Genomic DNA, 26,179 nt, shown 5'->3' on the forward strand with positions numbered 1-26,179 from the left:
CGCAGGGCGGGGTCCGGGGCCGGTGCGTGCCCCGTAAAATGTCGGCGTGAGTTTCGACAATGTACGGGGATATTCGACCCCTGGCCGAGTTTCCCGCACACCGCAGGTGTCTGGAACTCGCTCCGTGGTCCAGCAGCTGGGCCCGCGGCCCGACGGGTCGATTCCGTTCTCGGTCGAGTTCAATCCGCCACGTGACGCCGCCGGTGAGGCGCGATTGTGGCGGGCCGCCCGCGAATTCGAGCGGCTGCATCCGGCCTTCGTGTCCATGACCTACGGGGCGGGCGGTTCCACCCGCGACCGCACCATCCGGGTCACCGGGCAGCTGGCGCGCGAGACCACGCTGCTGACGGTCGCGCATCTGACCGCGGTCGACCACTCGGTCGCCGAACTGCGCTCGATCGTCGGCGCGTACGCCGACTCCGGCATCCGCAATCTGCTGGTGTTGCGCGGCGATCCGCCCGGCGATGTGCTGGGGGACTGGGTCAAGCATCCCGAGGGCGTCGAATACGCCGAGGACCTGGTGCGCATGGTGCGCGACCTGGGCGATTTCCACGTGGGCGTGGCCTCGTTCCCGCAGGGGCATCCGCGCTCGGACAACCTGGACGACGACACCCGCTACCTGGTGGCGAAACTGCGTGCGGGCGCGGAGTATTCGATCACCCAGATGTTCTTCGACCCGGAGCACTATCTGCGCCTGCGGGATCGGGCCATCGCCTGCGATCCGGTCGAGGGCGCGAAGCCGATCATTCCCGAGCTCATGCCGATCACCTCGCTGCGCACCGTCGAGCGCGCGGTGGAACTGTGCGGCCGGCCGCTGCCCGCCCGGGTGATGGAGCGGCTGCACCGGGCGGCGGGCGACGGTCCCGAGGAGAATCGGGCGGCGGTGCGCGAGGTCGGCATCGAGATCGCCACCGAGATCGCCGAGCGGCTCATCGCCGAGGGCGCGCCCTGCCTGCATTTCATCACCCTGAATTTCGCCAAGGCCACCGGCGAAGTGCTGGCGAACCTGGGCTACACCATGTCCCCGGCCCCCGCGCACGCCTGAACGTCCGACCGACTTGCCGGGCTGAATATCGGTTGTTCGCTGGTCAGCGGAGTAGCGTCGCCCTCGACTCGTGACCTCGAGGGGAGCAACCCATGTCCGTGTTCCAGCACCTCGTCCGTGTCGCAGGCGTATTCGGCGTCTGCGCCGTGGTCGCGGCAACCGGCCCGGCAACGCTGGCCGGGCCCGCCGCCGCCGATCCGGCCCACCCTGATCCGGCGGTCCAGCTCAGCAACGAGGCCGCCGCCGCGCTGGCCGCCATCGCCCGCGCGGGCGAGAACACCGGCGCGGTGACGCCCGCGGGGACGAGCCCCGCGGCCGCGCCGTCGGATTGGCTGACGGCGTACGGGCAGACGGTGGACGGCTTGCAGGCGTTGGGCATTCAGCCCTTCCTGTTCCCGACCGCCTCGCCCTTCTGCCTCGGCGGTACCACCCTGGGCCTGGCCCCGGCGGTCGCGGGCGCCATTCCCGGCCCGTGGCCGCGCTACGCGGTGTCGATTCCGGGCCTGGATCTTTCGGCGGTCAAGGCCGGGCAGACCATGTTCGCCTTCGTCCCCTACGGCATCGGCCGCGACGGCGCCGACACCGCCGGCATGCAGGTCGCGTGGGTCAATCTGACCTCGGGGCGCGGCGGGCTGGCGCCGATGGGCCCGATCAGCCAGGTGCTCGACGCCATGATTCCGCCGCAGGTGCCGAACGAGTTGCGGCCCATGGTCGAACAGGCCGTGCGCGACTATTTCATGGCCGCGCTCCCGGTCGGCGGTGTGCGGGCGGTCCCGGTCGACACCGGTTCCGGCACGGTGCTGGCGGCGATGTTCGGCACGGTGCGCAACGGCTCGAACACCTGCCTGTTCCTGCCTACGGTCGGGATGACGACGGTGTCGTGACCGCCCGGCCCTTCCAGCGCAGCCGGCCGCGGCGGTGGGCGCGATGGGAGCGCAGCGACAGGCCCAGGTACGCGGCCACCGACAGCGGATGCGCCAGCGCCGCAACCACCTCCGCGCCGGTCGGGGCGGCGCCGGTCTCGGTCGAGCGGGCCAGCAGGCGTCCGGTCACCGCGGCGCCGTAGCCGGCCAGCCCGAGGCGCCGCACCCGCCCGCGCCCGCAGATCGCCGCGACCGGTGGCACCCAGAACGCCAGTGCCGCAAGCGAACCGACGGCGAGACTGCCCGCCCGGCCGCCGTACGCCGACCACAGCCAGCGCGTATAGCCTTCGGCGAGTTCGGACGTGCCGCGATACATCCGGGTTCGCGCCTGCCCGCCCGCCGCGACCAGGGCGGTCCGGTGGCCGTCGCGGCGCAGGGCGCGGGCGATGGCGAGGTCCTCGGTCACCGCGCCCGCCACCGCGGCGTGGCCGCCGAGCGCGCGATACGCGGCGGCGTCGAACACCAGGAACTGCCCGCATGCCACCGCCATCGAGGGGCGGCGCAGCCGATTCGCCAGTGCGACAGGCAGAGTCGAGGCCCACGACCAGCCGAGCAGCGGCTGCACCAGGTGTTCGGCCGGGGAGACGGCCAGCTGGGTGGGCCAGGCGCACACGAGCGCCGCGTTCGCCCTGCGTAGTTCCCGCACGGCCGCGGCCAGCGCGTGCGGTGCGAGCCGGACGTCGGCGTCGAGGAAGATCAGCACATCCTCGCCGGAGGCGAGGGCGGCCAGCCGCGCGCAGGCGGCGGTCTTGCCGGTCCAGCCGGGCGCGGGCTCGGACTCGGTGCGGGACAGGAAGAATCGGTCGTCGTCGCCGATGGCGGCCAGCGCGGCGACGGCGGTGTCGTCGGTGGAGCCGTCGTCGAGGACGAGCACGCCCAGATCCGAGAGGCCCTGCTGCGCACGCAGATCGGCGATCAGCTCCGGTAGGCGGTCGGCTTCGTCGCGGGCCGGGATCAACACGGTGACCGGCTCGGTGACGGGCGCGTCGGGCGGCCGCAGCCGCCGGACGGTCAGGCGATTCGCGAGGGCGGTGAGCGCGCCGAGGGCGGCGACGGCGCTGCCGGCTGCCACCACCCGCGCGGCGGGGGTCATCGGACCTTGGTGCGATCGGGGCGCAGCCAGCGGGCCGCGCGCACATACGCCGGCGGATCGGGATTGCGAGTCATGTACGCCAGCACCGCGACCACCGCGGCCACCGCGAGGGTGATGCCGCCCACGATGCCGGCCCAACCGGCGAAGGATCGCGTATTCGGGTCGGCGTAACCGACTTCCGCGCGCAAGGTGCTGACATCACCGGCCGGCAGCTTCCACGAGACCACCGAATCGCCGTCGCGGGTGCCGTTGGTGGTGGCGACGCGGGCCGGGAACGCGACGGTCAGCTGCACGTCGGAACCCTGCGCGGGCAGGCTCTTCAGATCCACCCGGCCGGTCAGGGTGACCAGGTCGCCGGTGCGGTTGAACTGCAGGTTGAACATGCCGGAGGTCTGATCCGACATCGAACCCAGCTGCTGCACCTCACCGAAGGTGAGATCGTCGAAATACACCTGGCTGCCGACGTATCCGTCCTGCGAGTACGAATCCACCCGCACCTTGCTCTGCAACCCGTCGGGCGCCTTGAGCTGCGGGCCCTTGTCCTTGTCGCTCTGCGGGACGGCCGCCGCGACGATGCGGCCCGACACCCGGTCGTTGGAGGAGACGCCCATCGACACCTGCACTCGCAGGCAACCGGTCAGCAGGACGGTCAGCCCGGCGAGCACGACCACCGCCAGTAACCGCACCCACCGCCGTGACGGCGCGCGATGGTCTTTCGACGAGACAGACTCGGGCGTTTCCTCTGCTGTCGGCATGTTCGGACTCGGCTGCACGGCTCACATCGTGCCATGCGCCCGGGGCCGCAGGGCGATTCGACGGGCCCCCAGCCGTCGAACCAGCGGAAACCCCAAGACCCCCAGTCCCAGGAAACCGTACAAAGCGGACACGGGCAGTCCGAGGAACACCGCATGCGCCAGCGCCGACCCCAGCCACGTCCACCCGAACACCGCCACCGGAACGCCCCACGCCGCACCGCTGTCCGCCACGGTCCGATCCCACCACGCCAGCAGCCCCGCCATCACCAGCGCCACCGCGAACCAGCCGGCGTAATTGGTGAGCGGAATATGGCCCAGCCCAGGCAGTCCGGCGATCGGCGAACGCCACGTCCACTGCCCCGCCGCCACCATCTGCGGGTCCAGGAACAGATCCCAGCCCACCGCCCCGGCCGCGGTCAGCACGATCCGGACCGCGGCCGGCGAAAACCGGCCTCCCACCTCGGAACTCAACAACCCCGCCACCACCCATACCGGGTACAGCCCGCCGGTCCACGCCAAGGGCACCACCAGCGGCACCCCGCACAGCTCGGGACCGAGCCGTCCACTCGCGTACTCGTAGCTCCCGAACGGAAACCCGGTCGCGGTCCCCGCGATCTCGGCGGCGAGCCCGACCCCGGACACGATCACCAGCAGTCCAGCCGCCCACCCCACACTCCGCGACACCGCCGCATGGGTCAAAGCCGTTGCGGCCGACAGCAATACGACAGCCACCGTCACTCGATCCCGAGCTGTCCCGTGCGCCAGCGGATACGTGATCTGCACCAGCACGAGCAGCACCGCGGGCACCGCCGCGATCACCGCGGCCCGCCGCGTCGCGACCCCGGGTGACGTCATCGACGGAGCAGCGGGAAACGGCGCGGGCGCAGATCGCGTTCGATCAATCGGGCGGCGCTGCGGCCGCTGGCACCGGAGACGCCGCCGCCGGGATGCGTGGACGCGCCGGTGAGATAGAGGCCCGGCGCGCCCGGGACCCGCTGGCCCGCGAGTTCGGGGAGCGGGCGCCACCGGAACATTTGATCCAGGGACATCTCGATGTGCATCACATTGCCGCCCAGCAGGCCCATCTCGCGTTCCAGGTCGGCGGGGGTCTGAACGAAGCGCTGGGTGACGGTGTCGGTGAAACCCGGTGCGTAGGAGTCGAGTTCGGCGATGATCCGGTCGGCTTCGCGATCGGCGTGGGCGGGCCAGCTCGTGCCGTCGGCCAGATCGTAGGGATGCCACTGCGACCACAGGGTGAGCTGGTGTTCGCCCGCGGGGGCGATGGTGGGGTCCAGGGCGCTGAAGCTCATGGCCAGCACCACCGGGCGCGGCGGCAGGTCACCGGCCGCGGCGGCGCCGTGGGCGCGCCGCAACGCGCGGCGGTCGGTGACGAGAAGCTGCAGGCCGTGGGCGGATTCGTCGGTCTTGGCGCCGGGATAGCGGGGGAGTCCGGTGGTGGCGGCGCGCACCACCATGCCGATACCGGGTCCGACGCGAATGCGCCGCCGCCAGTCGGCCAGCGCGGCGGCGTCGAAACCGCCCTGCGCCAACAGGTTCAGGGTGGTGAGGATGTGACAGCCCGCGACCACCGCGTCCGCGCGCACGGTGCGGCCGCCCTCGGTGCGCACCTCCCAGCCGTCACCACTGCGGGCCAGCGCGGTGACCGCGTCCCCGGCGCTGACCGTGCCGCCGTCGGCGGCCAGCCGTGCGACCAGTGCCGCGCTCAGCGCGCCGCTGCCGCCGACCGCGCGCCCCGGCGGCAGCAGGTGCATCAGCGCCGCGAAACCCACCATGGGCGCGGACCCGGGCTCCGACATCGGCGGCCCGGACTGTGCGCCGAACCAGGCCAGCGCCGCCTTGAGCCGTTCGCTGTCGAAGAGGCTGTCCAGCAACGCGTCCCCGGTCTGCATCATCTCCCGCGACAGCGCCGCACCGTCGGCGCGCCCGCGCGCCCCGGCGGCCTCGCGAGGATCCATGCCCCAGAACGACTTCAGCAGCTGCCCGCCCGTCGGCGTCCCCGAGAACGCCCGCATGACCCGGACGCTGCGCGGACCCCAGACGGTCGCGAACCGCCGATACGCCGCGGCGTCCCGCTCGCCGCAGGCCGCGGCGATGGACGCGCAGGTCAGGTCCAATTCCCGATGGAAGACCAGCGGCGGCAGGTCGCTGCCGGGCGGCGCGGGCGCGAAAGCCCAGGGATCGCAGTCGATATAGCGCAGTCCGAAGCGTTCCAGCTCCAGCTCCTCGATGATCCCGGTGTGGCGGATCATGATGTGCGCCGACGATCCGCGATCGACCAGATGCCCCGGGAACCGCTCGACGGTCGAGACCGCCCCGCCCAGCACGGTATCGCGTTCGAGCACCTCCACCCGATGCCCGGACCGCGCCAGATAACAGGCCGCCACCAGCGCGTTGTGCCCGGAACCGACGACCGCGACCCTCATTGCGCCTGCAGCGGCAGCCGCCGCCCGAGCACCGCGAACCGGCGGGTGTCGCCGGAGAAGATGAAGTGCCGCACCACATCCCCGAAGCCCTGCCGCCGATACAGCCGCCAGGCCCGATTGGCCTCCCGGTCCACCTCGGGCGTGGACAGCAGCACGCTGCGCTCCGGCCGGTTCTGCAGCAGCCGGGTCAGCAGCACCTCCCCGAGCCCGCGCCCCTGCGCGGCCGGGTGCACATGCAGTTCGGTGAGCTCGAAATAGTCCGAAAGCAGTTCCCGCGCAGCGTGTTCGGGCCAGCCGGTGCGGCGCATCCCGCTGTAGACCTGTTGATGCCACCACTGATGCGCCGCCCCGTGATACCCGTAGGCGATGGCCACGATGGGGGCGGTGCGCAGGTCGAGCCGGCCGTCGTCGTCGGGCAGCACCGCGGCCACGGCCTGCCAGCCGGGGCGGGTGGTGTGCTCGGTCCACATGGGCGCGCGCTGGTGTTCGGTGCCGCGCGGATAGTCCATGGCCGCGACGTAGACCGCGAGCGCGTCGTGCAGCCGGTGCCGCAGGGTCGCGGCCGACAGGTCGACCACGACGGGCGCGGGTGTCGGTTTGGGTGTGACTGCGGTCATCGGCTGGACGCAACTCCCGTGGGCGCGGACGGATGGATTCGACAGTAGCGCCACCACGGCGCCGCGACTTGTCGGTGGGTCTCTCTATATTCAATCTCAACAGCAACCTTCGAATGCCTGTTCGATCTTTCCATCGGGCGAAATGCCTGATCCAGGACCGGATGTCCGCAGTGGATACGAATCGGGTGTGCGAGTGGGGAGGTACCCGAAATGAGCGGGAAGACTGAACGACCGGGCCAGCCCGGCCGCGCCGGCGATCTACTGCGCAAGGCGGACGGCCTGTTGATGCAGGCCCGGGGGGAGACCGATCCGGCCGAGCGCTTCCGCACCGCGTATCTGGCCGCGTTGCGCGCGGCCGGCGCGGTGCTCGCCCTCACGGGGGCAGACCGCGCGCCCCGGGCGCGTTCTCGCAACGCGTGGGTCCTGATGCAGCGCGCGGCACCGGAATTCGTGATGTGGGCGGACTATTTCACCGGCCAGTCCGAGACCCGCGCCGCCCTGGAAGCGGGTTTGCCGAGGCCGGTCGACGACCGCCGGGCCGACGAGTTCGCTTCGCGGGTAGGCGCATTCCTGCACGACGTGGAGGATCTGCTCGCCGCCGCGGCCCGGCTGCGCCCCAGTTCGGGGTGGGTGAACGGAATGCTGGCGTGAGTATCGGCGAGTAGGTGGTCGCGCTCTGATCGAACTCGTATTATTGGTGGCAGACAGCCGCCAAGGTCGGCTATCCGTCGTCTACCCGGAGGCGACCGCCACCACCTAGTGCCGGGGGAGGTACCGTGCCACTCTCCGAGCACGAGCAGCGCATGCTCGAACAGATCGAGAGCGCGCTCTATGCTGAGGATCCGAAGTTCGCCTCGACTGTTCGGGGTGGACGGTTACGTTCTGCCACTGGTCGGCGCAGACTTCAGGCGGCTGCCCTGTTCGTCCTCGGCCTGTTCCTATTGGTGGCAGGTATTGCCGCACCGTTCAAGCCGGGCGGCTTCCCGATCATCAGTTTGATCGGTTTCATCGTGATGTTCGCGGCCGGCGTGCTGTTGCTGATCGGTGGCCCTCGAATGAGCGGATCGGCTAGCCGCGGCAGTGACACGCATCCCAGCGCGGGAGGCGCGTCCGGCGCCCACCGCGGTAAGCAGCGCAAGCCGGGCGGTTTCTCCGCTCGGATGGAGGATCGCTTCCGCAAGCGGTTCGAAGAAGGCAGTTGACCCGCGCGCCGCGCCGTCGAGCAGCCTCGACGCCGCGCGGTTGCGGAACCGACTGAAACATTCGCGACACGCCGTGGCGCCACATCGATTTCTGGTGTGGCGCCACGGCGTTTCTCGTAGGTGCCCGATCGGCGTGTCGCACGTTTCCGGGATTCCCCACACCTCCCCACGGGTGCTCCCCACCGCGCCCCACGGGTGCCTGGAATGCCCGCTATCTGCGGGTTTGCTGGCGGTTGTCGGGTGCTCATCGGCGCGCGTCGCGCGTGTCGGGGGAACTGCGCGAAATCTTCCCCACCCTCGTGATAGCTGGTGTGACCTGCGAAGTTCGCCAAGCGGGGACCGAGATCACCGCCGCTTTCGATTGAAAGTGGGGGAAAGTGGGGTAATGTGGAGCGCGCACTACAGGAGGCCGAACAGTCGAGAGGGTGATCCAGTAGGAGGTGTCGAGGCTTGTTTCTCGGTACCTACACCCCTCGGTTGGACGACAAAGGGCGACTGACGTTGCCTGCGAAGTTCCGGGACGAGCTGGCGGGAGGGTTGATGGTCACGAAGGGACAAGACCACAGCCTTGCCGTGTATCCCAAGGACGAGTTCACCGCGCTCGCGCGGAGAGCCGCGGCCGCTTCCCGATCGAACCCGCAGGCCCGAGCATTCGTCCGGGCCTTGGCGGCTTCCTCCGATGAGCAACGTCCGGACGCACAGGGCCGGATCATGCTGTCGGCCGAACACCGCCGCTACGCCAATCTGTCCAAGGATTGCGTGGTGATCGGCTCGGTCGACTTCCTCGAAATATGGGACAAGACGGCGTGGGATTCCTACCTCGCCGAGCACGAGGAGGACTACTCGCAGGCCAGAGACGAGTCGCTGGGCGGGATCTTCTAGCCCGCAGCGAGGCGAGTGCCCTGCGGCCTCTGCCCGACACCGACCCTGACGTACTTCCCCAACGCCAGGTGCGGTGCTTCGGTCAGAGACCACGGGGCATTCTCCTTGATTCGAAGGTCGTTCTTGACAAGGCCACGGTCGCTGGCGACCCACGGCGGCCACGCGAATGAACGTGAGGCAGGAAATCCCGGGAGGTCCAGGTGCACCGAAGCGATGACGGCCCCCGCCATGTTCCGGTTCTCCTGCATCGCGCCGACGAAATCCTCGGTCCCGCACTGCATTCCGAGGGCGCGGTCTACCTGGACTGCACCCTGGGCCTCGGCGGTCACGCCGAGTACTTCCTGCGCACCTACCCCCACCTCCGCCTCGTCGGCCTCGACCGCGACACCGCGGCGCTGAAGCTGGCGGGGGAGCGACTATCGCCCTTCGCGGACCGGATCACCCTGGTGCACACCAGGTATGACGGCATCCCGCAGGCTCTCGAACAGGCCGGGCTGCCCGAGAAGTCCTCGGTCCACGCGATTCTGATGGATCTGGGCGTGTCCTCCATGCAGCTGGACGAGGCCGATCGCGGCTTCGCCTACTCCATCGACGCGCCCCTGGACATGCGGATGGACTCCAGCACCGGCCCCACCGCCGCCGACGTGCTCAATACCTACAGCCACGGCGATCTGGCCCGGGTGCTGAAAATCTATGGCGAGGAACGCTTCGCGGGCAAGATCGCCTCCGAGGTGGTGCGCCGCCGGCAGCGCACCCCGTTCATAACCAGCGCGCAACTGGTGGAACTGCTCTACGACACCATCCCCGCCGCGGCCCGGCGCACCGGCGGGCATCCCGCCAAGCGCACCTTCCAGGCCCTGCGGGTGGAGGTGAACCGGGAACTCGAATCGCTCGAAGCCGCACTGCCCGCGGCGCTGGACGCGCTGGCGCCGGGCGGCCGGATCGTGGTGATGAGCTACCAGTCCCTCGAGGACCGGGTGGTCAAGACCGAGCTCGCCAAGCGGTCGGCCTCGCGCACCCCGCTGGACCTGCCGGTCGAATTGCCCGGCATGGGACCGGAATTCAAGATCCTGACCCGGGGTGCGGAGAAGGCGACCGAGGCCGAGATCGAGGAGAACCCGCGCGCGGCGCCGGTGCGCATGCGGGCGGCGGAGCGGATCGCAGGGGAGGACCATTCGTGAGGTTCCACAGAGACCGACGGCACGCGCGGACCCACCCGACGGGGGTCGCCCTATGACCATCCAGAAGCAGGCGGCAGGCCGGGGGGCGCGCCGGGTGCAGGCCGCCGAACGCGTGAAATCGGGTGCGGCGCAACGGGCTTACGCCCGCCGCCGCAATCGCGCGGGCGGCACGGGGGAGGTTCCGGGCATGCGTCGCGGCCGGCGCAGCGATGCCATGCCCCGCGGCCGGATGTCGTTCGTGGCCACCATCATCGCCCTGCTGGGCTGCGGTCTGGCCCTGACCCTGCTGCTCACCACCCGCGCCACCGAGGATTCCTATCAGCTCGGCGATCAGCGCCGCGCCAACCAATTGCTCTCCGACGAGCGCGACGCGCTGCAGCGCGATGTCGCCGCCGCCGACTCGCCCCCCGTCCTGGCCCAGCGCGCCGCCGAACTCGGCATGGTCCCGGCCAAGGATCCCGCCCGCCTGCTGCTCGGCCCCGACGGCCAGGTCATCGTGGTCGGCACCCCGCAGCCCGCCATGGGCACCCCGGTCCCGCCGCTGAACACCACCCCCTCGTCCCCGGCGCCACAGCCCAAACCCGGTCAGCCGCAGCCCGATCGCGTGGTCCCGGTGACCACCACCCCGGCCCCCACCACCACCCCGGCCCCGACCACCGCGCCGACCCCGGCACCGGCGGTGCAGGTGCCGGGGTCGCAGAATCCCCAGCTCCAGGCGAACGGGGCGCCCAGGTGACGCGCACTCGCCCACCCGCGGGGCCGATCTCGGCGGGGCTGATCGGAGTCGTTCGATGAGTCCCTCCCGCGCGGGGCGCGGGCGCGAATCCAACCGGGGCCGTTCGGATTCCGGGCGCGGACGGGCGAGCGCCGCACGCAACCGGACCGGGTCCGGACGGGCCGGTTCGGGGCCGGGACGGCAGAACAGACCGCGGCCCGCTCCGGGACTGGACTCGGGTGCGCGATTCCGGTTCGGGGTGGGCCGGTTGGTCATGCTGGTGGCGCTGGCCGTGGCGGCCATCCAATTGCTGTGGGTGCAGAGCGTTTCCGCGCCGAAGCTGTCGGCGGAGGCGGCCAGTCAGCGCTCCACGACGGTGCCGGATCCCGCGACGCGCGGCGCGATCACCGATCGGTACGGCAAGTCGCTGGCGTTCACCATCGCGGCCAAACAGTTGAGCTTCCAGCCGGTGCGGGTGCGCAAGGATCTGGCGGACGCCTACGAGAAGAACCCGAAGACCGCGCCGAATCCGGACGATCGGCTGGCGGCCATCGCCAAGTACATGCACGACAAGCTCGGCAATGCCGCGCCGGAGAAGGACATTATCGCGCAGTTGAAGAGCGACGAGCCGTTCGTCTACCTGGTGCGCAATGTGGATCCGCGGATCGCCGCCGACATCACGCTGAAGTTCCCGGAGATCGGCCAGGAACGCCAGGACATGCGCGAATATCCCGGGGGATCGTTGGCGGCCAATGTGATCGGCGCGACCGGCTGGGACGGGCACGGCCAGATCGGCCTGGAATCCTCGATGGACGCGCTGCTGGCCGGCACCGACGGCTCGCTCACCTACGACCGCGGCTCCGACGGCGCGGTGATTCCGGGCTCGTGGCGCGATCGCCATCCGGCGGTGAACGGCTCCGGCGTGGAGCTGACCCTGGACTCGGATCTGCAGTACTACGTGCAGCAGCAGGTGCAGCAGGCCAAGGACCTGTCCGGCGCGGGCGCGGCCTCGGCGGTGGTGCTGGACGTGCACACCGGCCAGGTGCTGGCCATGGCCAACGACAACACCTTCAACCCGTCGCTGGATCCGACCACCTGGACCACCACCGATCTGGGCAATCCCTCGGTGCAGGAAGCCTTCGAACCCGGTTCGGTGAACAAGATCGTCACCGCGGCCGCGGCCATCGAATACGGCGTCACCAGCCCCGACGAGGTGCTCGACGTGCCGGGCAGCATCAGTATGGGCGGCGTGACCGTGCACGACGCGTGGGTCCACGGCAATGCCCCCTACACGACCACCGGCGTCTTCGGAAAGTCCTCGAACGTCGGCACTTTGATGCTGGCGCAGCGCGTCGGCGAGGACCGCTGGTTCGACATGGTCAAGCGGTTCGGCATCGGCCAGCGCACCGGCGTCGGCCTGCCCGGCGAGAGCGCCGGCATCCTGCCCGTCCGCGACCAGTGGTCGGGCTCCACCTTCGCCAACCTGCCCATCGGACAGGGCCTTTCGATGACCACCCTGCAGATGGCCGGCATGTACCAGGCCATCGCCAATGACGGCGTGCGGATTCCGCCGCGCATCGTGAAGGCCAAGATCGCCCCGGACGGCACCCGCACCGAGGAGGAGCCGCCGGACGCGGTGAAGGTGGTGAACCCGCAGACCGCCCGCACCCTGCGCTCCATGTTCGAGGCGGTGGTGCAGAAGGACCCCAACGGCGGCAACCAGACCGGCACCGGTGTCCCGGCCGCGATCGAGGGCTATCAGATCGCCGGCAAGACCGGCACCGCGCAACAGGTCGACCCGAAATGCCATTGCTACTCCAGCGATCGCTACTGGATCACGTTCGCGGGCATGGCTCCCGCCGACAATCCGCGCTACGTGATCGGCATGATGCTGGACGCGCCGGTGCGCAGTTCCGACGGCAGCGGCGGCGGTTCGGTCGCGCCGCTGTTCCACAGCATCGCGTCGTGGCTGCTGCAGCGGGATCGCATCCCGCCGTCGCCGCCCGCCAAACCGCTGATTCTGCAGGCGAGTTAGCGCGGGGACCGAATAGTGGTGACTCGAGCCGCGGACGGTGCGGACAGCGCTGGATGATCGATGCACAGCGACCCCGCCGACCGAACAGCGCCGTGCCGATCGCGCGGCGATCCAACACAGGTAACCTGACACGTCGATCCGGTCAGCCGGACGATTTTCCACAGATGACACCACCCGGAAAGGAGCTTCGTGCCCGCGCAGTCCAGCCCGCAGGTGCTTCGGCCCGCTGCCTCGGCGGCGACCAGCCTGCGCACGGTGGCGGAACTCACGGGCGCGCGCAGCGCCGGAGCCGCGGCAGGGTGGGAGAACATCGAGGTCACCGGTATCGAGCAGCGCTCCAACGCGGTTCGCGCCGGTGACCTGTTCGCCGGTCTCGCCGGCGGCCACGCGCACGGCGCGCGTTTCGCCCACGACGCGGTGGCGGCCGGTGCGGTCGCGGTGCTCACCGATCCGGCGGGCGCGGAACTGATCGGCGCGATCGGCGTCCCGGTGCTGGTGCACGACGCCCCGCGCACGGTGCTCGGCGAATTGTCGTCGGCCCTTTACGGTGATCCGTCCCGCAAACTCCGCATCGTCGGCATCACCGGCACCTCCGGCAAGACCACCACCTCGTATCTGGTGGAGGCCGGGCTCGCCGCGGCCGGGCTGCGCACCGCGCTCATCGGCACCATCGAGACCCGCATCGGCGGGGTCCGGGTGCCCTCCGCCCTGACCACCCCGGAAGCTCCGCAGCTGCACGCCATGTTCGCGCTCATGGTCGAACAGGGCGTGGACGCGGTGGTCATGGAGGTGTCGAGTCACGCGCTGGCGCTGGGGCGGGTGGACGGGGTGTCGTTCGCGGTCGGCGGTTTCACCAACCTCTCGCAGGACCACCTCGACTTCCACGCCGACTTCGAGGACTACTTCGCCGCCAAGCGCCGCCTGTTCATCCCGGACGGCCCGGATTCCGCCGCGTCGCCGCGCCCGTCGGTGGCCGCGGCGGTGTCGGTGGTCTGCGTCGACGACGAGTGGGGTCAGCGGCTGGCAGGCGAGATCCGCGCGGATCTGGCCCCGGGCGCGCGGGACCGGCTGCGGACGGTCACGACTCGTGCCGGCGGACAGGCGGATTGGACCGCCGGCGCCGCGATCGCGGGGGCGGGCGGCACCCAGGAGTTCACCGCTTCGGGGCCGGGCGTCGAAGTGGATGTGCGCCTGCGGCTTCCGGGTGCGTACAACATCGCCAACGGACTGCTGGCGGTCGCGGTGTGCGCGGCGGCCGGGGTCGAGGCGGAGACCGCCGCGGCGGCGCTCGCCGCGGTGGACGTGCCGGGGCGCATGCAGCGGGTGGACGCGGGCCAGGATTTTCTGGCCGTGGTGGACTACGCGCACAAGCCCGCCGCGATCGAATCGGTGGTGGCGACGCTGCGCACGTGGTTGGCCGACGGCGCCCGGGACGGGCGTGCGGCGGGACGGCTGGCGGTCGTGGTGGGCGCGGGCGGTGATCGCGATGCGGGCAAGCGGCCCCTCATGGGTGCGGCGGCCGCGCGCGGCAGCGACCTGGCCATCATCACCGACGACAATCCGCGCAGCGAGGATCCGGCGGCCATCCGCGCCGCGGTGCTCGCCGGCGCCGAACAGGTGCCGGGCGCGGAACGCGGTGAGGTCCGGGAAGTGGGGGACCGGGCGGCCGCGATCAGGGCCGCCGTCGCCTGGGCGCAGCCCGGTGACGTGGTGCTGGTGGCGGGCAAGGGACATGAGACAGGGCAGGAGATTTCAGGCGTGAAGCATCCGTTCGACGACCGCGAGGTGCTCGCGGCCGCCCTGTCGGAAAAGACGAGGGACCTGACGCATTCATGATCGAGATGACTTTGCGGGAGATCGCGGAGGTCGTCGGCGGCACGCTGCACGACGCCCCGGACCCCGAGGCCAGGGTCACCGGCTCGGCCGAATTCGATTCGCGCCGAATCGGTTCGGGTGACCTGTTCCTGGCGCTGCCGGGTGAGCGCGCCGACGGCCACGACTTCGCGGCGCGGGCCGTGGCGGCCGGCGCGGTCGCGGTGCTGGCCGCCCGCCCGGTAGGTGTGCCCGCCATCGTGGTCACCCCGCGCCCCGGCGACACCCACGCTCTCGCACTGGCCCACGACACCGACGGCTCCGGCGCGGCGGTGCTGGCCGCGCTGGCCAAACTGGCCCGCGCGAGCGTGGACCGGCTGGTGGCCGCGGGCAGCCTGACCGTCGTCGGCATCACCGGCTCGTCGGGCAAGACCTCCACCAAGGATCTGATCGCCGCCGTGCTGGCCCCGCTGGGACCCGTTGTGGCCCCGCCCGGTTCGTTCAACAACGAGCTCGGCCACCCGTGGACGGCGCTGCGCGCCGACGCCGGCACCCGCTTCCTGGTGCTGGAGCTCTCGGCCCGCGGCCCGGGACATATCAAGGCGCTCACCGAGATCGCGCCGCCCGGTATCGGCGTGGTGCTCAATGTCGGCACCGCGCACCTGGGCGAGTTCGGCAGCCGCGAGATCATCGCGCAGGCCAAAGGCGAACTCGCCGAGGCGCTTCCGGCTTCCGGGCTGGCCGTGCTCAATGCCGACGACCGGTTGGTCGCCGCCATGGCGCAGCGGACCGCCGCCCGGGTGGTGACCGTCGGCCAGTCCGCCGCCGCCGATGTGCGCGCCTCCGACATCGTGCTCGACGACGAGGCCCGCGCGCGATTCACCCTGCACGCCAACGGGGAAGCGGTCGAGATCGCGCTGGCCGTGCACGGCGAGCACCAGGTCGGCAACGCGCTGTCCGCGGCCGCGGTCGCCCTCGACCAGGGCGCGGACCTGGCCACCGTCGCGCAGGCGCTCTCCGGTGCGCGGGTGGTGTCGGGCCGGCGCATGGACGTGCGCACCCGCGCCGACGGCGTCACCGTCGTCAACGACTCCTACAACGCCAATCCGGATTCGGTGCGGGCCGCGCTCAAGGCGCTGGTCACCATGTCGAAGTCCGGCACCGAATCCCGGCCGTCCTGGGCGGTGCTCGGCGAAATGGCCGAACTGGGCGAGGAATCCGTCCTCGAACACGACCGGATCGGCCGGCTGGTGGTGCGCCTGGACGTGGACCGCCTGATCGTCGTCGGCCAGGGCCGACCGGTGCGCGCCCTGTTCCAGGGCGCGGTGCAGGAGGGCTCCTGGGGCGAGGAGGCCGTGCACGTGCCCGACACCGCGGCGGCCATCGCGCTGCTCGACGAGGAATTGGAGCCGGGAGCGGTGGTGCTGGTGAAGGGCTCGAACTCCGCGGGCCTGTGGACCGTGGCCGACCATCTGGTCGAGGCCGACAGCGGTCAGGCCCGGAGGAGGCAGCGGAGCGTAACCACGGAGGGCCCCGCTGTCGGCCATACGGGAACAGAGGCCGCGCGATGACCCAGATTCTGTTGTCGGCCGCCATCGCGCTGGCCGTGTCCATTCTGCTGACGCCCGTGGTCATCCGCTATTTCGCGAAACAGGGCTTCGGACAGGAGATTCGGGTCGACGGCCCGGAGAGCCACAAGGCCAAGCGCGGCACCCCGACCATGGGCGGCGTCGCCATCATCATCGGCATGTGGGCCGGATACCTGGGCTCGCACCTGATCTCGATGACCTACGGGGAGCCCGGACCGTCCGCCTCGGGCCTGCTGGTCATGGGCCTGGCCACCGCGCTGGGTTTCGTCGGCTTCCTCGACGACCTGATCAAGCTGCGCAAGCAGCGCAATCTCGGGCTCACCGCGGCGGGCAAGTACATCGGCCAGCTGACCGCGGCCATCGTGTTCGGCGTACTGGCCTTGCAGTTCAAGAACATTCACGGCCTCACGCCCGCCGACAAGCACCTGTCCTACACCCGCGACATCAATACGGTGTCGATGATCGTGCCGGTGTTCCTGGCCTTCGTGTGCCTGATCGTGGTGGCCTGGTCCAACGCGGTCAACCTGACCGACGGCCTGGACGGTCTGGCGGCCGGTTCCATGAGCCTGGTGCTGGGCGCGTACATGATCATCACCTTCTGGCAGTGGCGCAATTCCTGCTCCGCGCACGCGGTGGCCGGCTGCTACAACGTGCGCGACCCGCTGGATCTGGCGCTGGTGTGCGCCGCCGGCGGCGCGGCCTGCATCGGCTTCCTGTGGTGGAATGCCGCGCCCGCCAAGATCTTCATGGGCGATACCGGTTCGCTCATGCTGGGCGGTCTGCTCGCGGGCCTGTCCATCACCACCCGCACCGAACTGCTCATGGTCGTGATCGGCGCGCTGTTCGTGGCGGAGACCACCTCGGTGGTGCTGCAGGTGGCGGTCTTCCGCACCACCCGCAACCGCCTGTTCAAGATGGCGCCGTTCCATCACCATTTCGAGCTGAGCGGGTGGGCCGAAACCTCGGTGATCATCCGGTTCTGGTTGCTGGCCGGTATGGCCTCGGCGATCGGACTGGGCCTGTTCTACAGCGAATACCTCTCTGCGGCAGGGTGAGTGAGCAATGTCCGAACATTCTCCGAGGGTCCTGCGTTCGCCGGGACCCATGCTCGAATTTCTGCGTGGCCGTGATGTGCTGGTGGCCGGCTGGGGCGTCTCCGGGCGCTCGCTGATCGAGCCGCTGCAGGACATCGGCGCGCGACCGGTCGTCACCGACGGCGGCGGCAAGGCGCTGGCCGAGGCCGCCGAACTCGGTCTCGGCACCGCCACCACCGACGATCTGCTGGAACCCGATGCGCTGCAACGCTTCGCGCTGGTCATCACCAGCCCGGGCTGGCGGCCCGACTCGCCGGTGCTGGTGTCCGCGGTCACCGAGGGCATCCCGGTGTGGGGCGACGTCGAGTTCGCGTGGTGGGTGGATCAGGCCCGCATCTACGGTCCGGTCCGCAAGTGGCTGGTGATCACCGGCACCAACGGCAAGACCACCACCACCCAGATGACGCACGCCATCCTGCGCGCCGCCGGCATCCCGTCGGTGGCCTGCGGCAATATCGGACTGCCCATTCTGGACGCGCTGCGCCGCAATCCCGGCCCGCAGATCCTGGCGGTGGAACTGTCGTCGTTCCAGCTGCATTGGGCGCCCTCGGTGCGCCCGGAGGCCGGGGTGGTGCTGAATGTGGCCGAGGATCACCTGGATTGGCACGGCGGGCTGGACGCCTACGCCGCCGCCAAGGCGCGCGCGCTGACCGGACGCGTCGGCGTCGTCGGGCTCGACGATGCGGTGGCCGCCGCGCTGGCGCGAAAGTCCAAGGCGCGCCGCACCGTCGGCTTCCGCATCGGCGTCCCCGCCGACGGTGAACTCGGCGTGGTGGACGGCAAGCTGCTCGATCGCGCCTTCACCAAGGCCGCCATCCTGGCCGAGGTCGGCGACATCAGCCCGCAGGGCCCGGCGGGGGTGGCCGACGCGCTGGCCGCCGCCGCGCTCACCCGATCCATCGACGTGGCGCCGCAGTTCGTGAAGGAGGGCCTGCAGGAGCACAAGGTCGGCCCGCACCGGGCGGCCTTCGTGCGGGAGCTGTCGGGCGTGCAGTTCGTCGACGACTCCAAGGCCACCAACCCGCACGCCGCGCGCTCCTCGATCCTGGCGCACCCCAGCGTGATCTGGGTGGCGGGCGGTCAGCTCAAGGGCGCCGGCGTCGAGGACCTCATCGAGGAGTGCCGCGAACACCTGGTCGCGGCCGTGCTGTTCGGCCAGGACGCGCCGGTGATCGCGACCGCACTCGCGCGACACGCCCCGGATGTCCCGGTGGTGGAGCTGAATTCGGGGGACGATGCTCGGATGGGTGACCCCTTCACCGAGATCGAACCGGAAGCGGTGATGGCACGCGCGGTGCGCGTGGCGGCCGGATTCGCCCACCGCGGCGACACCGTGCTGCTGGCCCCGGCCGCGGCGTCCCTGGACATGTTCGCCGATTACACGCACCGCGGGCGCAGCTTCGCGGCCGCCGTACAGGCCCTGGACGAGAAGGACATCGGGAGAACCGAATGACGACGGCGACGCCTCGACGGGTCGGCACCGCCGCGCAGCGCATGCGAACCGGATGGTTCGGCGCCTGGCTGGCCCGCCCGCTGGCGTCGTTCCATCTCGTCGTGGCCATCGCGGTACTGCTCACCGTGCTCGGCCTGGTCATGGTGCTGTCGGCCTCCAGCGTGGAGGCGTACGCCGGTGGTGCGTCGGTGTATTCGCTGTTCATCCAGCAGGCCATGTTCGCGGCGCTGGGCGCGGTGCTGTTCTACATCGCGCTGCGGGTTCCCATGCGGGTGATGCGGCAGCTGTCGTTCCCGGCGTTCGCGCTGTCGCTGGTGCTGCTGGTGCTGGTGCTCATCCCGGGCATCGGCACCGAGGTGCAGGGTTCGCGGCGCTGGTTCGACCTCGGCGTGGTGTCGGTGCAGCCCTCGGAGATCGTGAAGATCACGCTGGTGGTGTGGGGCTCGCACCTGCTGGCCTCCCGGCAGACCGAAAAGGCCGGGTACAAGGACATTCTCATGCCGCTGGTGCCCGCGGGCCTGCTGGTGTGCTTCCTGGTGGTGCTGGAACCCAACCTCTCGACCACCATCGCGCTGGGCATCGTGCTCACCGCGCTGCTGTGGTTCGGCGGGCTGCCGCTGCGCATGTTCGTCACCATCGCGGTCTCGGGCGGGGTGGCCGCGGCCATCCTGGCGCTGTCGGCGGGCTACCGCTCCGACCGCATGCGCGCCTTCTTCAGCCCCGGCTCCGATCCGCAGGGCATCGGCTATCAGGCCCGGCAGGCCATGTACTCGCTGGCCGACGGCGGCATCTGGGGGCGCGGGCTGGGACAGTCGCGGGCCAAATGGAGCTATCTGCCCAACGCGCACAACGACTTCATCTTCGCCATCATCGGCGAGGAGCTCGGATTCCTCGGCTGCGCGCTGGTGCTGGGACTGTTCGCGCTGTTCGTCTACACCGGTCTGCGCATCGCGACCCGCTCGGTGGATCCGTTCATCCGGTTGCTGACCGCCTCGGCGACCTGCTGGATCACCGGGCAGGCGCTGATCAATGTCGGCTATGTCGTGGGTTTGCTGCCGGTGACCGGTCTGCAGTTGCCGCTGGTGTCGGCGGGCGGGTCGTCGCTGGCCATCACCCTGCTCATGTTCGGCATCATCGCCAATGCCGCCCGGCACGAGCCGGAGGCGGTGGCGGCCCTGCACGCCGGACAGGACGGGCGCTTCAGCCGGATGCTGCGGCTGCCGATCCCCGAAATGTATTCGCCCGCACGGGCGCGGGCGGCCCGCGCCAAGGCCAAGGCCAAGACGAAGGCGACGGCGAAGCCCAAGGTCAAGCCGAGTCCGCCGAAGCGCGCGCTACCATCGGGCCGAGGCCGGGGCGGCGGGCAGCCGCGACGATCGATAGATTCGGATTCGGCCCGGCGCAGCACCCGCGGCGAGCCGCGCAGCAGCCGGTCCACGGAGGCGTGGCGCGGCACCCGGGCCTGGGAACCCAACTATCCAATGAAACACGCCAGGGACAGGGGTAATTCGAGGTGACAGTGGAGCGGCCGGACAGCGATGCGGCTACCGCGACCGAGCCGATCGCAGGAGCGCACACCGATTTACCCGAGCATCTGCGGCGTGTGCACATGATCGGTATCGGGGGAGCCGGAATGTCCGGTATCGCCCGAATTCTGCTGTCCCGCGGCGGCATGGTGTCCGGTTCGGACGCCAAGGAGAGCCGCGGCGTGCTGGCCCTGCGAGCGCGCGGCGCCCAGGTGCGCATCGGGCACGACGCGAGCGCGCTGGATCTGCTGCCCGGCGGGCCCACCGCCGTCGTCACCACCTACGCCGCCATCCCCAAGACCAATCCCGAACTGGTGGAAGCACATCGGCGCGGGGTGCCGGTACTGCTGCGCCCGGCGGTGCTGGCCTCGCTCATGCAGGGCCACAAGACGCTGCTGGTGTCGGGCACGCACGGCAAGACCTCGACCACCTCCATGCTGGTGGTGGCGTTGCAGCACTGCGGATTCGACCCGTCCTTCGCGGTCGGCGGCGAACTCAACGAGGCGGGCACCAACGCCCATCACGGCACCGGCGGCATCTTCGTGGCCGAGGCCGACGAGAGCGACGGCTCGCTGCTGCAGTACGCCCCCGACGTCGCGGTGGTCACCAATATCGAATCCGACCACCTGGACTACTTCGGCACCGACGAGGCCTACATCCAGGTGTTCGACGATTTCGTGGATCGGCTGGAACCGGGCGGGCGGCTGGTGGTCTGCGTCGACGACCCGGGTTCGCTGGGGCTGGCGCGGCGCTCGGTCGCCAAGCTGGCCGGCGACCCGCGCGGCATTCAGGTGATCGGTTACGGCTCCGGCGATTTCGCCGCCTCGGAGGGGCCGGGCGGCGACGTCGAGGTGCCGATCGGCGCCCGGCTGCTGTCGTGGGAGCCGCGGGATGTCGGCGGCACCGCCGTGTTCCAGCTCGCCGACGAGGCCGCCCCGCGCACCCTGCGGCTGTCGGTGCCCGGCCGCCACATGGCGCTCAACGCGCTCGGCGCGCTGCTGGCCGCCCGCGCCACCGGGGCCGATATGGGCGAGATCATCCAGGGCCTGGAGGGTTTCGGCGGCGTGCACCGCCGCTTCCAGCTCACCGGACGCGAGAACGGCGTGCGGGTCTTCGACGACTACGCCCATCATCCGACCGAGGTGCGCGCGGTGCTCTCGGCCGCCGCGGAACTCGTCGCCCAGGAGGCCCGGGACGGCGCGCGGTCGCGGCCGGGCCGGGTGATCGTGGTCTTCCAGCCGCACTTGTACAGTCGCACCGCCACTTTCGCGACCGAGTTCGGGGCGGCGCTGTCGCTGGCCGACGAGGTCGTGGTGCTCGACGTGTACGGCGCGCGCGAGGAGCCGCTGCCGGGCGTCAACGGCGCGCTGGTGGCCAACGCCGTCACCAAACCCGTGCACTACCAGCCGGATATGTCGCGGGTGGGCAAGCAGGTGGGCGCGCTGGCGCGGCCGGGCGACGTGGTGATCACCATGGGCGCGGGCGATGTCACCATGCTGGGCGGCCAGATCCTCGACGGGCTGCGCGCGCGGCCCGGACACGGGCGGTGAGTCCGGATGAGCGCGGGTGGTGCGCCGCCGAGGACACCGGGCACGGCCGAAGACGAGTGGGACGAAGCGGATCCGGGCGGCACCGGCGCGACGGACGAGGACCTCGAGGCCGTCGAGAGCTCGGCGGCGCGGCGGGCGCGGTTGCGGCGCGGTCGCGCTCGGCGTGAGTCGCGGTTCGCCCCGGTCTGGCGTTCGCGCCGGGTCCGGCTGGGTGTGCTGCTCGGCGTGATCGCGCTGATCGCGGTGGGACTGGTCGGCTGGTTCACGCCACTGCTGGCGGTGCGCACGGTGCGGGTAGAGGGCCTGTCCGCCATTCCGGAACAACAGGTTCAGGACGCGCTGCGGGTGCCCGACGGGCTGTCGATGCTGCGGCTGGACACCGACGCGTTGGCCGAGCGGGTCGCGCGGCTGCCCAAGGTCCGCTCCGCGCGGGTGCAGCGGGTGTTCCCGTCCACCGTCGAGGTGACCGTGGTCGAGCGCACGCCGGTGCTGTACTTCGAGACTCCGGAGGGGACGCATCTGCTCGATTGCGACAGCGTGGAATTCGCCATCGAGCCGCCGGGACCCGGAGTGCCCAAACTGATTACCGACCATCCGGGCGGTTCGGATCCGGCGACCAGGGCCGCGGTCGCGGTGATGTCCGCCCTGCCGATCCCACTGCGTGATCAGATCGGGGTGGGAGCGGTTGTGGCCCGTTCGGTTTCGGATATTGCCCTGGAGTTGCGTGACGGGCGTACGGTGCTGTGGGGCGGCACCGGTGATTCCGCGCGCAAGGCGGCGGTGGTCGGGCCCCTGCTTTCCCAGCCGGGCAAGGTATTCGATGTTACGAGTCCGAATCTGGTCACGGTAAAGTGAGCGATACCCATTGGGCCGCCGAAATTTTCGGTGGTTTGCCGGAAGGGCACCGTCGGTTCCGATCCAGGACCGGAGGGCAACCGTCCACGATACGATGCTCGGGTGGGCCGGACGAGGCGAATCACACAAGATTCTGACACTCGTTTCGGCGCGCCTGCGCAAGTAACGCGGTGGCTGCGAATACCGTTCCGCACCAGTCGGATACTTGACATAACGCTGAAGCTGTGGTTGAGGGTTTATGGGACCGAGACCAAAGCGCCAGGGTTTTGCCAGTAGCCGAAGACGACAAGCTGTTTCAGATCGAAGGAAGGCGAGAGCCCATGACGCCCCCGCACAACTACCTTGCTGTGATCAAGGTCGTCGGTATCGGCGGCGGCGGCGTGAATGCCGTCAACCGGATGATCGAACAGGGACTCAAGGGAGTCGAGTTCATCGCCGTCAACACCGACGCGCAGGCGTTGTTGATGTCCGATGCCGACGTGAAACTCGATGTCGGCCGCGAACTCACCCGCGGTCTCGGCGCCGGCGCGGATCCGGAGGTGGGCCGCAAGGCCGCCGAGGACCACAAGGACGAGATCGAGGAAGTCCTCAAGGGCGCGGACATGGTCTTCGTGACCGCCGGCGAGGGCGGCGGCACCGGCACCGGCGGCGCGCCCGTCGTGGCGTCCATCGCCCGCAAGCTCGGCGCGCTCACCATCGGCGTTGTCACGCGGCCGTTCTCGTTCGAGGGCAAGCGCCGCAGCAACCAGGCCGAGGCGGGCATCCAGGCCCTGCGCGAGTCCTGCGACACCCTCATCGTCATCCCCAACGACCGGCTGCTGCAGCTGGGCGACGCGGCCGTCAGCCTGATGGACGCCTTCCGTTCCGCGGACGAGGTGCTGCTCAACGGTGTTCAGGGCATCACCGACCTGATCACCACCCCGGGTCTGATCAATGTCGACTTCGCGGACGTCAAGTCGGTCATGTCCGGCGCGGGCTCGGCGCTCATGGGCATCGGTTCCGCACGCGGCGAGGGCCGTTCGGTGAAGGCCGCGGAGGCGGCGATCAATTCGCCGCTGCTGGAAGCGTCCATGGACGGCGCGCACGGCGTGCTGCTCTCCATCGCGGGTGGTTCGGATCTGGGCCTGTTCGAGATCAACGAGGCCGCCTCGCTGGTGCAGGAGGCCGCGCACATCGAGGCCAACATCATCTTCGGTACGGTCATCGACGACTCCCTCGGCGACGAGGTCCGCGTCACGGTGATCGCCGCCGGCTTCGACGGCAGCGGGCCCTCGCGCCGCATCGAAACCGCGGTCAGCCGCTTCAGCAGCACCGCCAGCAGCACCGCCTCGGCCTCGGCCGGATCGGTAAGCCGCAGCACCGATTACACCCCGGCGCGCGCCGCCGAACCGGCCCGCCCGGCCGAGCCCGCGCCCGCCCCGGCCACGCCGCCGCCCGCCCCGGTCGCCGAGCGCGGCCCGGCCCCCTCCTACGGCGCGCCCCGGCCGACCACGGTGGACCCCACCATCGGCGGCAACTCCCGCAACCACATCCAGCCCCCGGACGCCGATGACGACGATGTCGACGTCCCGTCCTTCATGCGGCGGTAAGCCCTACCGCCACCAGCGAATTCGTTCGCGAACGCGCCCGCCCCGGATTCCGGGGACGGGCGCGTTCGCTTACGGCGCGTGGCGGGTAGCCCGGCGATGGCTACTACCCTCGAAGGCATGACTTCAGCGGCACCGATTTTCCGGACCAGGCGCGTGACGACGACGCGCGCCGGCGGGTTCTCCCAGGCTCCCTACGACACCTTCAATCTGGGTGATCACGTGGGGGACGATCCGGAGGCGGTGCGGCGCAATCGGGTTCGGCTGGCGGAGAGTCTCGGCCTGTCGCCGGACCGCCTGGTGTGGATGGAACAGATCCACGGCCGCACTGTCGAGATCGTGGACGGCCCGCGCACCGAGCCGGTGCCTGCCACGGATGCGCTGGTGACCACGCGGCGGGATCTGGCGCTGGTGGTGCTGACCGCCGACTGTGTGCCGATCCTGCTGTCGGACGACGAAGCCGGGGTGATCGCGGCGGTGCACGCCGGACGCATCGGGGCGCGCATCGGGATCGTGCCGCGGGTGCTGGAGGCCATGGTGTCGGTGGGCGCGCGGCCCGAGCGCATCGGCGCGTTCCTCGGACCGGCGGCCAGCGGTCGCCAGTACGAGGTGCCCGCCGCCATGCGCGCGGATGTGGAGGCGCATCTGCCGGGCAGCGCGACCACCACCGCCAAGGGCACGCCGGGGCTGGATCTGCGCGCGGGCATCCGGCGGCAGCTGGAGGCGGCCGGGGTGGGCGCGGTCGCGGTGGACCCGCGGTGCACCATCGAGGACAAGACGCTGTTCTCGCACCGGCGCGGCGCGCCGACGGGACGACTCGCCGGTGTGATTTGGATGTCATCCGAGGGAGTTTCAGAATGACCGAGAGTTTCACGGCAGCAACGGGTTCCGATGCGACGGGAATCACGTCCGCGCCGGGCCGCGCCGCGGAGCTGGAATCCTCGCTGTCAGCGCTCATCGAGCGAATCGCCGCAGCGTGCCGGGCCGCGGGCCGCGATCCGGGCGAGGTTCGCCTGCTGCCGGTCACCAAGTTCTTCCCCGCCTCGGATATCGAGATCCTCTATCGACTCGGCCGCCGCGAGTTCGGCGAGTCCCGCGAACAGGAGGCGGCGGGCAAGGTGGCGCAGCTGGGACGCCTGTCCCAGATACGCTGGGAGTTCATCGGGCGGCTCCAGCGCAACAAGGCGAAATCCGTTGCACGCTGGGCCGATACCGTCTACTCGGTGGACAGCGACCGGCTCGCCGCCGCCCTGGACGCGGGCGCTCGGGCGGCTCTCGACGACGGAATCCGCACCACCCCCTTGCGCGTGCTGCTGCAGGTCTCCCTCGACGCCGATCCCGAGCGCGGCGGCGTCCGCGACGCGGCCCTGCACGCGCTCGCCGATCGGGTCGCCGGCTCGGAATCGCTGCAGCTCGCGGGCTTGATGGCCATCCCGCCGCTGGATGTCGAACCCGATGCCGCCTTCGAGCAACTCGCCCGCATCCACGCCGCGTTAACGAGCGTTCATCCGGAGGCGAACGAACTGTCGGCGGGCATGTCCGGTGACTTGGAGTCGGCGGTCCGCCACGGATCCACGTGCGTGCGTGTCGGTACTGCCCTGATGGGCGCGCGACCGATAACCTCGGCGTAGCAAAGAAACCTCACCAGTCACATTCGAAACATATGCTTGGTGACAGACGAGGTCTGAGCAGGACAACACCCCAGGCCACCGGGGCCGAAGGAAGGTCGACCAGATGAGCGAGCGCAGCGAGCGGGTAAAAAACGCAGCCACGAGCGTGCTCGTGCTGGAGCCGAGCGCCAGCGAGGTGGAAGCATGAGCGA

23 protein-coding genes are annotated in these 26,179 nt (G+C 70.6%); 18 read left to right on the top strand and 5 right to left on the bottom strand.

The genetic code is table 11. The annotated features are described in order from the left end of the window. The first annotated feature begins 46 nt into the window (after positions 1-46). Both D7D52_RS18920 and D7D52_RS18925 read left to right on the top strand, forming a co-directional pair. Complete coding sequence (locus tag D7D52_RS18920; protein WP_120738229.1) at positions 47-1,045, top strand: methylenetetrahydrofolate reductase; 999 nt, start codon at positions 47-49, stop codon at positions 1,043-1,045. 92 nt (positions 1,046-1,137) lie between these two features. Beyond that, positions 1,138-1,929, top strand: a complete 792-nt coding sequence (locus D7D52_RS18925) for a hypothetical protein (protein ID WP_187703009.1) — start codon at positions 1,138-1,140, stop codon at positions 1,927-1,929. Here D7D52_RS18925 and D7D52_RS18930 read toward each other — a convergent pair. From D7D52_RS18930 to D7D52_RS18950, 5 genes are read right to left on the bottom strand one after another with little or no spacing between them, the layout of a single operon-like run. Beyond that, a complete protein-coding gene (locus D7D52_RS18930) occupies positions 1,901-3,061 on the bottom strand; it encodes a glycosyltransferase family 2 protein (RefSeq protein WP_120738231.1) in 1,161 nt (386 codons plus the stop codon). The two genes, D7D52_RS18925 and D7D52_RS18930, sit on opposite strands and share 29 nt — an antisense overlap. Continuing rightward, entirely contained in the window at positions 3,058-3,816 is a 759-nt protein-coding gene (locus D7D52_RS18935; RefSeq protein WP_120738233.1) for an LppM family (lipo)protein, read from the bottom strand. The genes D7D52_RS18930 and D7D52_RS18935 overlap by 4 nt, the downstream gene beginning before the upstream one ends. 21 nt (positions 3,817-3,837) lie before the next feature. Continuing rightward, positions 3,838-4,671 carry a carotenoid biosynthesis protein gene (locus D7D52_RS18940; protein WP_120738235.1) on the bottom strand — a complete coding sequence of 278 codons (834 nt, stop codon included), beginning with the start codon at positions 4,669-4,671 and terminating at the stop codon, positions 3,838-3,840. Then, complete coding sequence (locus tag D7D52_RS18945) at positions 4,668-6,260, bottom strand: phytoene desaturase family protein (protein ID WP_120738237.1); 1,593 nt, start codon at positions 6,258-6,260, stop codon at positions 4,668-4,670. Before D7D52_RS18945 ends, D7D52_RS18940 begins: the two co-directional genes overlap by 4 nt. After that, on the bottom strand, positions 6,257-6,877 hold the full coding sequence (locus D7D52_RS18950) for a GNAT family N-acetyltransferase (RefSeq protein ID WP_120738239.1): 621 nt from the start codon (positions 6,875-6,877) through the stop codon (positions 6,257-6,259). The genes D7D52_RS18945 and D7D52_RS18950 overlap by 4 nt, the downstream gene beginning before the upstream one ends. 210 nt (positions 6,878-7,087) lie before the next feature. On the opposite strand from D7D52_RS18950, the gene D7D52_RS18955 reads away from it, so the two are divergent. The 16 genes from D7D52_RS18955 to D7D52_RS19035 all read left to right on the top strand — a co-directional run bounded on the left by D7D52_RS18955 (position 7,088) and on the right by D7D52_RS19035 (position 25,988). Next, positions 7,088-7,528, top strand: coding sequence for an SAV_6107 family HEPN domain-containing protein (locus tag D7D52_RS18955; protein ID WP_120738242.1), 441 nt, complete (start codon positions 7,088-7,090; stop codon positions 7,526-7,528). Between the two features lie 125 nt (positions 7,529-7,653). Next, positions 7,654-8,079, top strand: a complete 426-nt coding sequence (locus D7D52_RS18960) for a DUF3040 domain-containing protein (protein WP_120738244.1) — start codon at positions 7,654-7,656, stop codon at positions 8,077-8,079. A 450-nt stretch (positions 8,080-8,529) separates the two neighbouring features. Beyond that, the gene (gene mraZ, locus D7D52_RS18965; protein ID WP_033085808.1) at positions 8,530-8,961 is read left to right on the top strand and encodes a division/cell wall cluster transcriptional repressor MraZ; all 432 of its coding nucleotides are present in this window, start codon (positions 8,530-8,532) and stop codon (positions 8,959-8,961) included. 200 nt (positions 8,962-9,161) lie between these two features. Beyond that, a complete protein-coding gene (rsmH, locus tag D7D52_RS18975) occupies positions 9,162-10,142 on the top strand; it encodes a 16S rRNA (cytosine(1402)-N(4))-methyltransferase RsmH (protein WP_120738248.1) in 981 nt (326 codons plus the stop codon). A 52-nt stretch (positions 10,143-10,194) separates the two neighbouring features. Then, positions 10,195-10,878: a cell division protein FtsL gene (gene ftsL, locus D7D52_RS18980; protein ID WP_120738250.1), complete on the top strand. Its 684-nt coding sequence runs from the start codon at positions 10,195-10,197 to the stop codon at positions 10,876-10,878. 55 nt (positions 10,879-10,933) lie between these two features. Then, positions 10,934-12,892, top strand: coding sequence for a peptidoglycan D,D-transpeptidase FtsI family protein (locus D7D52_RS18985; protein ID WP_162958404.1), 1,959 nt, complete (start codon positions 10,934-10,936; stop codon positions 12,890-12,892). A 189-nt stretch (positions 12,893-13,081) separates the two neighbouring features. Beyond that, positions 13,082-14,728, top strand: coding sequence for a UDP-N-acetylmuramoyl-L-alanyl-D-glutamate--2,6-diaminopimelate ligase (locus tag D7D52_RS18990; RefSeq protein WP_120738252.1), 1,647 nt, complete (start codon positions 13,082-13,084; stop codon positions 14,726-14,728). Continuing rightward, positions 14,725-16,275, top strand: a complete 1,551-nt coding sequence (locus D7D52_RS18995; protein ID WP_120738254.1) for a UDP-N-acetylmuramoyl-tripeptide--D-alanyl-D-alanine ligase — start codon at positions 14,725-14,727, stop codon at positions 16,273-16,275. Before D7D52_RS18990 ends, D7D52_RS18995 begins: the two co-directional genes overlap by 4 nt. Continuing rightward, positions 16,272-17,348, top strand: coding sequence for a phospho-N-acetylmuramoyl-pentapeptide-transferase (mraY, locus tag D7D52_RS19000; RefSeq protein WP_120738256.1), 1,077 nt, complete (start codon positions 16,272-16,274; stop codon positions 17,346-17,348). The genes D7D52_RS18995 and mraY overlap by 4 nt, the downstream gene beginning before the upstream one ends. Before the next feature lie 49 nt (positions 17,349-17,397). Beyond that, complete coding sequence (murD, locus tag D7D52_RS19005; protein WP_120738258.1) at positions 17,398-18,840, top strand: UDP-N-acetylmuramoyl-L-alanine--D-glutamate ligase; 1,443 nt, start codon at positions 17,398-17,400, stop codon at positions 18,838-18,840. Then, the gene (ftsW, locus tag D7D52_RS19010) at positions 18,837-20,357 is read left to right on the top strand and encodes a putative lipid II flippase FtsW (protein WP_425464548.1); all 1,521 of its coding nucleotides are present in this window, start codon (positions 18,837-18,839) and stop codon (positions 20,355-20,357) included. The genes murD and ftsW overlap by 4 nt, the downstream gene beginning before the upstream one ends. Before the next feature lie 92 nt (positions 20,358-20,449). After that, complete coding sequence (murC, locus tag D7D52_RS19015) at positions 20,450-21,916, top strand: UDP-N-acetylmuramate--L-alanine ligase (RefSeq protein ID WP_120744247.1); 1,467 nt, start codon at positions 20,450-20,452, stop codon at positions 21,914-21,916. A gap of 6 nt (positions 21,917-21,922) precedes the next feature. Next, complete coding sequence (locus D7D52_RS19020; RefSeq protein ID WP_120738262.1) at positions 21,923-22,771, top strand: cell division protein FtsQ/DivIB; 849 nt, start codon at positions 21,923-21,925, stop codon at positions 22,769-22,771. Positions 22,772-23,091: 320 nt separating this feature from the next. Then, entirely contained in the window at positions 23,092-24,360 is a 1,269-nt protein-coding gene (gene ftsZ / locus D7D52_RS19025) for a cell division protein FtsZ (RefSeq protein WP_120738264.1), read from the top strand. Positions 24,361-24,477: 117 nt separating this feature from the next. Further along, positions 24,478-25,218 carry a peptidoglycan editing factor PgeF gene (pgeF, locus tag D7D52_RS19030; RefSeq protein WP_120738266.1) on the top strand — a complete coding sequence of 247 codons (741 nt, stop codon included), beginning with the start codon at positions 24,478-24,480 and terminating at the stop codon, positions 25,216-25,218. Further along, positions 25,215-25,988 carry a YggS family pyridoxal phosphate-dependent enzyme gene (locus D7D52_RS19035; RefSeq protein WP_120738268.1) on the top strand — a complete coding sequence of 258 codons (774 nt, stop codon included), beginning with the start codon at positions 25,215-25,217 and terminating at the stop codon, positions 25,986-25,988. The genes pgeF and D7D52_RS19035 overlap by 4 nt, the downstream gene beginning before the upstream one ends. Positions 25,989-26,179 lie beyond the last annotated feature (191 nt).

This window comes from Nocardia yunnanensis (genome assembly GCF_003626895.1).
GTDB classification, from domain to species: domain Bacteria; phylum Actinomycetota; class Actinomycetes; order Mycobacteriales; family Mycobacteriaceae; genus Nocardia; species Nocardia yunnanensis.

Coding starts and splice junctions, on each gene's coding strand:
- D7D52_RS18925 (WP_187703009.1), top strand. CDS start 1,138: ATGTCCGTGTTCCAGCACCTCGTCCGTGTCGCAGGCGTATTCGGCGTC.
- D7D52_RS18930 (WP_120738231.1), bottom strand. CDS start 3,061: ATGACCCCCGCCGCGCGGGTGGTGGCAGCCGGCAGCGCCGTCGCCGCC.
- D7D52_RS18935 (WP_120738233.1), bottom strand. CDS start 3,816: ATGCCGACAGCAGAGGAAACGCCCGAGTCTGTCTCGTCGAAAGACCAT.
- D7D52_RS18940 (WP_120738235.1), bottom strand. CDS start 4,671: ATGACGTCACCCGGGGTCGCGACGCGGCGGGCCGCGGTGATCGCGGCG.
- D7D52_RS18945 (WP_120738237.1), bottom strand. CDS start 6,260: ATGAGGGTCGCGGTCGTCGGTTCCGGGCACAACGCGCTGGTGGCGGCC.
- D7D52_RS18950 (WP_120738239.1), bottom strand. CDS start 6,877: ATGACCGCAGTCACACCCAAACCGACACCCGCGCCCGTCGTGGTCGAC.
- D7D52_RS18955 (WP_120738242.1), top strand. CDS start 7,088: ATGAGCGGGAAGACTGAACGACCGGGCCAGCCCGGCCGCGCCGGCGAT.
- ftsL (WP_120738250.1), top strand. CDS start 10,195: ATGACCATCCAGAAGCAGGCGGCAGGCCGGGGGGCGCGCCGGGTGCAG.
- D7D52_RS18985 (WP_162958404.1), top strand. CDS start 10,934: ATGAGTCCCTCCCGCGCGGGGCGCGGGCGCGAATCCAACCGGGGCCGT.
- D7D52_RS18995 (WP_120738254.1), top strand. CDS start 14,725: ATGATCGAGATGACTTTGCGGGAGATCGCGGAGGTCGTCGGCGGCACG.
- mraY (WP_120738256.1), top strand. CDS start 16,272: ATGACCCAGATTCTGTTGTCGGCCGCCATCGCGCTGGCCGTGTCCATT.
- murD (WP_120738258.1), top strand. CDS start 17,398: ATGCTCGAATTTCTGCGTGGCCGTGATGTGCTGGTGGCCGGCTGGGGC.
- ftsW (WP_425464548.1), top strand. CDS start 18,837: ATGACGACGGCGACGCCTCGACGGGTCGGCACCGCCGCGCAGCGCATG.
- murC (WP_120744247.1), top strand. CDS start 20,450: ATGATCGGTATCGGGGGAGCCGGAATGTCCGGTATCGCCCGAATTCTG.
- D7D52_RS19020 (WP_120738262.1), top strand. CDS start 21,923: ATGAGCGCGGGTGGTGCGCCGCCGAGGACACCGGGCACGGCCGAAGAC.
- ftsZ (WP_120738264.1), top strand. CDS start 23,092: ATGACGCCCCCGCACAACTACCTTGCTGTGATCAAGGTCGTCGGTATC.
- pgeF (WP_120738266.1), top strand. CDS start 24,478: ATGACTTCAGCGGCACCGATTTTCCGGACCAGGCGCGTGACGACGACG.
- D7D52_RS19035 (WP_120738268.1), top strand. CDS start 25,215: ATGACCGAGAGTTTCACGGCAGCAACGGGTTCCGATGCGACGGGAATC.